The 6167-nt window shown below is 60.9% G+C and carries 7 protein-coding genes and 1 pseudogene; 5 read left to right on the top strand and 3 right to left on the bottom strand.

The window, feature by feature from the left end; translation table 11 throughout:
* From DW151_RS03905 to DW151_RS03895, 3 genes and pseudogenes are all read right to left on the bottom strand, one after another.
* A pseudogene (locus tag DW151_RS03905) lies at positions 1–358 on the bottom strand (hypothetical protein); the annotation flags it as partial.
* Positions 358–1128, bottom strand: a complete 771-nt coding sequence (locus DW151_RS03900) for a hypothetical protein (protein WP_118334532.1) — start codon at positions 1126–1128, stop codon at positions 358–360. The gene DW151_RS03900 and the pseudogene DW151_RS03905, both read right to left, overlap by 1 nt.
* Positions 1125–1853, bottom strand: a complete 729-nt coding sequence (locus tag DW151_RS03895) for a lantibiotic protection ABC transporter ATP-binding protein (RefSeq protein WP_118334530.1) — start codon at positions 1851–1853, stop codon at positions 1125–1127. Before DW151_RS03895 ends, DW151_RS03900 begins: the two co-directional genes overlap by 4 nt.
* A 396-nt stretch (positions 1854–2249) precedes the next feature.
* Between DW151_RS03895 and DW151_RS03890 the strand changes: the two genes are divergently transcribed.
* The 5 genes from DW151_RS03890 to DW151_RS03870 all read left to right on the top strand — a co-directional run bounded on the left by DW151_RS03890 (position 2250) and on the right by DW151_RS03870 (position 6044).
* Complete coding sequence (locus DW151_RS03890; RefSeq protein WP_089573364.1) at positions 2250–2954, top strand: CDP-alcohol phosphatidyltransferase family protein; 705 nt, start codon at positions 2250–2252, stop codon at positions 2952–2954.
* A gap of 66 nt (positions 2955–3020) precedes the next feature.
* Positions 3021–3455, top strand: a complete 435-nt coding sequence (locus tag DW151_RS03885; RefSeq protein WP_006236002.1) for an FHA domain-containing protein — start codon at positions 3021–3023, stop codon at positions 3453–3455.
* A gap of 3 nt (positions 3456–3458) precedes the next feature.
* Positions 3459–4337 (top strand): MerR family transcriptional regulator, encoded by an 879-nt coding sequence (locus tag DW151_RS03880; RefSeq protein ID WP_117757797.1) that lies wholly within the window; start codon positions 3459–3461, stop codon positions 4335–4337.
* A gap of 40 nt (positions 4338–4377) precedes the next feature.
* Positions 4378–4908, top strand: a complete 531-nt coding sequence (locus DW151_RS03875) for an adenine phosphoribosyltransferase (RefSeq protein ID WP_117803181.1) — start codon at positions 4378–4380, stop codon at positions 4906–4908.
* Between the two features lie 32 nt (positions 4909–4940).
* Positions 4941–6044: an NlpC/P60 family protein gene (locus DW151_RS03870; protein ID WP_118334528.1), complete on the top strand. Its 1104-nt coding sequence runs from the start codon at positions 4941–4943 to the stop codon at positions 6042–6044.
* Positions 6045–6167 lie beyond the last annotated feature (123 nt).

Genomic DNA, 6167 nt, shown 5'->3' with positions numbered 1-6167 from the left:
CGCCCGCGCCGAGCGCCGCAAGGGCGAGCAACTTCGCCGCGACGGCGCGCCCGCGCGAGGGGACCGCCGTGAGGTTGGCGAGGCGCCCGGCAGCGCGCTCCTCGTCCACGGCGAGCGCGCAGACGATGGCGGACATGAGCGGCATGAGGGCGCCGAGGAACTGGGCGTAGGCGTCCGCGCCCAGCGCCGGGTCCCATCGGGTTACGGAGAAGTACTCACCGCAGGCAAGACCGGCTGCCATGCCGCAGGCGAGGTGCACCGCCGTGAGCGGGGAGCGCACCAGGCGCAGGGCCTCGGAGAGCAGGGCCCGCGGGAGAGTCATGCGCGGCGTCGGGTCGGAGAGTTGTGTCATGGCCATCACCTCTCCTCGGAGCGCGCGAACCAGGCCGCGCCCGCCGCCGTGAGCGCGGCGAACGCAAGCGCGCAGACCGCAAGGCCCGCCAGCGTGAGCATGCCGTCCGCCGTGAGCGCCCCGCCGAGCGCCATGTCCGCCGCGAGTGGCTCGCCGCTCGGCAGTACGGGGATGAAGCTCGTGGGGATGACCATGCTCGCCGACGGCGGAAAGAGCTGCGGCAGCGGCACCAACGACCAGGCGAACCCACCCATGAGCTGCGCGGCGAGCGGGCAGAAGATGCCCGTGAGCATGCCGAGCCGCGCCGTGAGGAAGAGCCCTGCGGGGATCATCCACGCCGCGGTCACCGTGTTGGCGAGCGCGCAGAGGAGCATCGTGAGTGTGCCCGCGGCCGTGAGACCCTGCGAGGAGAACGCCGATCCCGCGAGGTAGATGCCGAAGACCACGAGGTTCGAGAGCGTGCAAAGAGCGAGGCACCAGAGCGCCTTGGCCCACCAGGCGCGCCCGAGCGGGAAGCCCAGGCCCAGAAGCCCCCGCATCCGTGTGCGAGCGTCCGCCCGCGCGACGCACGCCACCACAAGCGATAGAGACACGGGCAAGAAGAGCGCGTACCAGTAGTTCCACGCGCTAAAGATTTGCACGCCCCGGTAGGGCATCGCGCCGAGCAGCGGCATCGGCAGCGCCATGAGCACGGCCAGGCGAACCGGTGCCGCGTGGCGCGACTTCAGGGCCTCGGCGCGCAGGCCCGCGAGCAGGCCGCCTTTCTCGCCCGTCATGCCGCCACCTCCCCGCGCGCTCGTCGCCCTTCCCGGCAGAAGCTCATGAAGAGTTCCTCGAGGTCCTGCCCGGGCCGAAGCGCATCCTCGTAGGCGAGGCGCCCCCCGCAGATGATGCCGATGGTGTCCGCCATCTGCTGCACTTCGGAGAGGATGTGGCTCGAGACGATCACCGTCGTACCCGCCTCCGCGAAGCCGCGGATCTGGTCGCGCAGTTCCTCGATGCCGATGGGGTCGAGGCCGTTGGTAGGCTCGTCGAGCACGAGCAGGCGTGGCCGGGCGACCAGCGCCAGCGCGAGCCCCAATCGCTGCCGCATGCCCATCGAGAAGCGCCCGGCGCGCTTCTTCCCGGTGTCCGCGAGGTCCACGGCGGCGAGCACCTCATCAATGCGGCTCTCGGGAAGGCCCAGCAGCGTGGTGCGCACGCGCAGGTTCTCGCGCGCGGTGAGGTTGGGGTAGAGCGGCGCCTCCTCGATGAGGCTGCCGATTGCGTAGAGGTCCTCGCGGCACCAGGCGTGCCCGGCAAAGAGGATCTCCCCGGCTGTCGGCCGCAACATCCCGCAGATCATCTTGAGCGTTGTCGACTTGCCGGCGCCGTTGGGACCGAGCAGCCCGTACACCTCGCCCTCGCGGATATGAAGGCTCACGTCGGCCACGGCGTCCTGCGCCTGGTCGCCGCGGCCGAAGCGCTTGGTGAGCCCACGCGTCTCGAGCATGTAACCCATGGGTTTATCCTTTCTCTTCCGGGAGCGCGGGCCGAGTCACCGTGCCCGCGCGCCTTACCTTTCGGGTTCACCATCCATGGTGGGGCGCGTTTCTAACGAAGCCATAACGGCCGTTGGGTTCTTTTGGCGCCAACCCTTCTCGACCCGCACATCATGATTAATTTGCTTAAGGCAACAACTTTCCCGATCGATGTAATCACCGAATCAAAACGTGTACATCACCCTCCAAAACCGACATTTTTCGGCATGTTTGGAGGCTGATGTACACGAATGTGAAATCCACCGCCGCCCAAAAGCGCCTTCCTCATGTCTGGACTCTCTATGCTTACGCTGGATAGACATCGCCGGAACGGGTATAGTAGCGAAAGTTTTGTCGTTAACCAGCGGGGGAGTCCTGTGGGCATCAAAAAGAAGATCAAAAAGGAGCTTATCGGCACTTCCGATTACCCGTCGAATAAGATCTTTACGATCTCCAATTTCATCACCTTTACGCGCTTGATCCTCACTCTGGTATTTCTGTACCTGTTTGTGACGGATAACAACCGCGTCATCGCCATCGTTATCTACGCCGTTGCCGCCTCTACCGACTGGATGGACGGTCAGATCGCCCGCATGACCAAGACGGTCTCGTGGCTCGGCAAGGTCATGGACCCCATCTGCGACCGTGCGCTGCTGTTCACCGGCGTACTTGGGCTGGTGGTCCGCGGAGAGCTGCCCATCTGGGTCTGCGTGCTCATTATTGGCCGCGACATCTATCTGGGCATCGGCACGCTTATCGTTCGTCATTATCACCGTCGCCCCATCGATGTCGTCTTTCCCGGAAAGATTGCCACTGCACTGCTCATGACCGGCTTCTCGCTCATGCTGCTCGGGTTCCCCGTTATTGACGGCCTGCATCTTTTACCTTCAACCCTTACGGCCTTCCCGGGCCTCAACGGAAGCTCGGTGCCCCTCGGCATCTTCTTTGTGTACGGCGGCGTGATCTTCTCCATGCTCACGGCTGTCATCTATTCCATTAAGGGCGGAGTGGCCATTAAACAGGCTCTCGCGCATCCCGAGGACGAGGACATCGACTTTCTGAACCCTGAAATCGAAGACTGATTCGTTGGGGTATGATTACGTACGGTTCATTATTTGCGGCACGTCCGCGATAAGTTAGGGGTTGTCATGGACAACATGGTTAACAATATGCCTCAGAATGATAAGACTGCTGACGCTACCTGCGTATTCCGCGTGCCTTCAAGCGACGTCACCGTTCCCGACCTCATGGCCAACGTGCGCATCACCGCCCCCGTTCTGTCCATCGTCAAGGGTCCGCAGACTGGTGCCGCCTTTGAGCTCGAGGACGACGTGACCACCATCGGCCGCGATCCTGCGAACGGCATCTTCCTCAATGACATGACCGTATCGCGCAGCCACGCGCGCATTATCCGCGAGGGCCTCGGCGCTCGCATCGAGGACTTGGGCTCGCTCAATGGCACCTGGGTCGACGGTGCCATCGTCAATGCAGCCCCGCTGCACGACGGTTCTTCCGTCCAGATCGGTACGTTTACGCTCATCTACCACGAGAGCACGCCGGAGCGCATCGAAACCGGTGAGTAGGGCATGGCCGAACGCAACTATCTGAGTATCGGCCAAGTCGTCAACCTACTTCGAGGCGCATACCCCGATCTTTCGAACTCAAAAATTAGATTTCTAGAAGATGAGGGGCTCATTACCCCTCATCGTACGCCTAAGGGATACCGTCAATACTCTAAGGAGGACGTTGATCGCCTGGAGGTCATCCTGCATTTGCAGAAGACCCGCTACATGCCGCTCAACGTGATTAAGCAGCGCTTGGAAAACGCCACGGACCTGTCAACGCTCGCTTACGAGGTGGGCTTGCTGTCCGATGTTCCGCTCAAGACGGAGCCCAAGGAGACTAAGCAAAAGCTGCATCCCATTGAGACCATTCCCGATATGCTGGGCGTCGAGATTTCGTTTATCCGCTCGCTCGCCGAGAACGACCTCATTCGCATCATCAAGAGTCCGCAGAATCGTGAGCTCGTCGATGGTCGCGATTTTCCAATCATCCGCTACTGCTCCGAGCTGTCACGCTTCCATATCGAGCCCCGCAACCTGCGTCAGTACGTGTCTTCCGCCAACCGCGAGTCCTCGATGTTTGAGCAGGTGCTCGTGAGCATGCTCGGCATGGACACCTCCGATGACGAGCGCGACGCCAAGCTCGAGCGTGCGTTTAAGAAGCTTCACGACCTGACGGAAGGCGTGCACACCGCGTTGCTCAAAAACCGCGTTTTTGAGTCGCTCAACGCCGTGGTCGAGGATGCCGATATCGATGCACTCGATGAGGAAATCGCTCGCTCCGAGTCCACCAAGGCCAAAAACGAAGAAACTGCCGCGCCGGCTTCACACGAGGATTCTCTCGTAAAGCCGCTCAAGGTTGTCGCCCCTTCGCAATCCGACACTGTCACCGCGGGCAAATAACAGCTACCGCTTATCCGGCAACCCATTGAAAGGTCATGCAATGTACGACTTCGAATCTCAAATCGTCGACATCCCCGACTATCCCGAGCCCGGAGTCATCTTTAAAGACATCACGCCGCTCTTTGACAACCCCGAGGCGCTCAAAGCCATGACCGATGCCCTCGCCGAGCACTTTGCCGGCATGGGAATCACCAAGGTCGTGGGTCCCGAGGCCCGTGGCTTTATGGTTGGCGTACCGGTGGCTGTAGCCCTTGGCGCCGGCTTTGTTCCTGCACGTAAACCGGGCAAGCTGCCGCGCGAGACCGTAAGCCAGAGCTACGAACTCGAGTACGGAACGGATTCCATTGAAATCCATGCCGACGCTATCAGCTCTAAAGATACCGTGTTGATTCTGGACGACTTGGTCGCGACGGGCGGAACCGTCGAGGCAACAGGTAAACTGGTGCGAGATATGGGCGCAAAGCTTGTCGGTTACGGTTGTATCCTTGAGCTTGCGTTTCTCAACCCGCGCGAGAAGCTCACGCCGTCTGATGATGATGTGGAGCTCTTTAGCCTGGTGACGGTGGACTAGCCGTTACCCTTAGTTACTGGAAAGGAAGCTACATGCGCACAGCAAACACGCACAAAAACATGGCACGCTGCGCTGCTACGGCAACCCTCGCTTGTGTTTTGGGCTTGGGCCTTGCGGCTCCTGCCTACGCCGATACCGCATCCGACCTTGCCGCTGCTCGTACCAAGCTCGAGCAGATCGGCACGCAAACCCAGCAAATTCATGAAGAACTCTCCGCACAGACGCAGGAGCTTGATCAGACTGCAGGCGAGATCACGCAAAAGCAGCAAGAGATCGCCGAAGGCCAGGCCAAGCTCTCTAACTACGTTGCCGGTGAATACAAGACCGGCGGTCTGAGTCTCCTTCAGGTTCTGACGGGCGTCGACGATCTGGGCGACATGCTCAACCGTCTCTTCTACTACGGCAAGGTGTCCGACAAGCAGGCCCAGACCATTCAGGAGGTCAAGGACCTTAAGCAGCAGCTCACCGATAAGCAGACCGAGCAGGAGAAGAACGTCGCTGCGACGCAGAAGAAGGTCGACGAGCTCAATGCCCAGCAGGCTGAGGCCCAGAGTGTCGTGAGCTCCCTGGATTCACAGTTGCAGGCCGAGCTTGCTGCCGAGGCCGAGGCCAACGCCGCGCTGCAGGCGGGTATCAACGCCAGCACTGCCGAAAAGGCCACGGTGAGCAACGACACCTCCGGTACGACCGAGAACACCAACAATGGTGGCGGCGACACGCCTGCACCCACGCCCGCTCCTGCTCCTACGCCGCAGCCCGCTCCCGCTCCCGCTCCGGCTCCGGCCCCTTCGGCGCCGAGCCAGTCCGTTGACGGCGGCTCCGTTGTTTCGCGTGCCTACAGCAAGCTCGGTTGTGTTTATTCTTGGGGCGGCATTGGACCGAACAGCTTTGACTGCTCCGGTTTTGTAAGCTATTGCCTCACGGGCCGCTACTGCCGCCTGGGCACCACCGGCACCTTCATGGGTTGGACCCGTGTGTCCGATCCGCAACCCGGCGATGTTGTGGTTAACTCCTACCATACCGGCATCTATATCGGTAATGGTCAGATGATCCATGCTTCCGACTACAAAACGGGCGTCATCATCAGCTCCGTCGCCGCTGGCATGAACAACAATTACATTTTCGTGCGCTACTAATTTATTACTGCAGCGAACGAACGTGGGCCTCGCGATCTTGAGTCACGAGGCCCATTCTTTTTTCCCTACCGTTTGCCATAAAATCAAGACGGCTATCTAGTATTCAAAACTAGATAGCCGTCC

It is taken from the genome of Collinsella sp. AM13-34, assembly GCF_003473055.1.
In the GTDB taxonomy this organism is placed as follows: Bacteria; Actinomycetota; Coriobacteriia; order Coriobacteriales; family Coriobacteriaceae; genus Collinsella.
Note: the sequence above shows the minus strand (reverse complement) of the source record. Positions and strands in the feature narration are given on the sequence as shown.